General features: G+C 68.0%; 1 protein-coding gene. It reads right to left on the bottom strand.

The features are described from left to right. Window positions 1-331: 331 nt before the first annotated feature. Window positions 332-1,081: a hypothetical protein gene (locus ABZZ74_RS54135; protein WP_356951444.1), complete on the bottom strand. Its 750-nt coding sequence runs from the start codon at window positions 1,079-1,081 to the stop codon at window positions 332-334. Window positions 1,082-1,555 lie beyond the last annotated feature (474 nt).

Raw genomic sequence — 1,555 nt, 5'->3', positions numbered from 1 at the left:
GACAGGGCAAGCCGCAGGCACGGCTTGCCCTGTCGCCGTCATGAGGGAGCCGCGCCTCCAGCGGCGTCGTCGCCCAGGCCGGCGCAACCGGCGTATACGGTGCGGGCTTGTCGGCCTGGCGTTGCTCACCTGAAGTGGGAGCCGAGGAGGGCTGCGATGAGCGCGGCAGTAGGCAGCGCTCCTGCCCTGCGGCGTGGAGCTGTTTGGTTGTGCTGGGTGGCCGGGGCGAGCGGCGGTGCTTCATCAGCGCCGTTCCATGTTTCTTCGTCTTCTTGGTGTGGGGGTAGCACCAGGGGGACGGCCGGTGTGTGCAGGGGTGGTTCGTCGTACGTCAGGGCGGGGAGGGGGCTGGCCAACGGTCCCTCGATGTCCCATGTGCTGTGCACGGGGTGCCCCACGTCCACACGTCGGCCGGTGCGTCATACAAGGGGTAGGAAGGCAGTGTCGCGTCTGCTGGATAGCCGGCCGGGATGAGTTGGGTGTCCGCGGGGCTGCCCGCGAACAGTTCGGCGTACGTCGGCTCGGCGTACGTCCCGTAGTCGTAGTCGTAGTCGTAGTCGTAGTCGTAGTCGTAGTCGTAGTCGTAGTCGTAGTCGTAGTCGGGGAGGGGTGTCGTCCCGTACGGCTCGTACGGCAGATCCGGCCAGGCGACCTGCCCCTGAGGAGGGCTCGCCGCTTCGACGGGGTTTGCGGCCGCTGCCACTGTCTCGAGGCCGGGCTGGAGCGGGACGGAGACGTGTTGCGGCGACGTGTAGCCGCCGAGCTGCGTTGACGGGGCGGGAACAGCGGATTCTTCTTCGATGAGCCGACGGTTTTGCTCGCGCAGGACACCGACTTCCTTCACGAGCTGCTCCGCCTGCTCCTTCTGTTCGGCGAGCTCGGCTTCGATGCGGCGGGTGTAGTCCTGTGCCTGGCGCAGGCTCTGGTCCTGTTCGGCGAGCCGTTTCTCGAGGTACTTGCGTGCGCGTTCCGTGTTCCGCGCGCGGACCAGGGCCTTCCGCAACTGCTCGGTGAGATGGCGCAGCTGGCGTTCCAGAGCATGCAGACGCCCCTCGGCGATCCGCCGCCGATCGCCTATCACAACTCGGGCGGTACAGCGCTCAAGTAGGCGAAGCTGACGAAATGCGCCCCCATCGCTTCGATGGGGGCGCATTTCGTCATCTTCGTCGGGCTGAGGACTTCTCTGGGCGGCGCCGGCCATGCCGCCGTCGGTGCGGGCGCCGATCGAGGCGGCCTTGGCGAAGGGGATGCTCGTGCTGACGCAGGACCAGGAGCCCACCCATCAGCCCGACAAGCCTGGCCGAGCCTCTGGTCCCCAAACGATGGGAACCCCAGCCGGCTCACGGCTGGGGTTCCTCGATGCGGTGAGTAGCGGTCAGCTGATGAGGGTGCCCACGCCGTAGACCGCTCGTCTACGCGCCGGCGGACCGCACCCGATCGCGATCACCGTGGATCAGGCGGGTCAGCGCTGCAGGGTGAGGACGCCCGGCCGCCACGGCAGCTGGTCGTAGGGGCCGCTCGCGGAGGGGGACTTGCCCTGGTAGAGGAACTGCAG

The organism is Streptomyces sp. NPDC006476 (genome assembly GCF_040612015.1).
Classification (GTDB): Bacteria; Actinomycetota; Actinomycetes; order Streptomycetales; family Streptomycetaceae; genus Streptomyces; species Streptomyces griseorubiginosus_B.
Note: the sequence above shows the minus strand (reverse complement) of the source record. Positions and strands in the feature narration are given on the sequence as shown.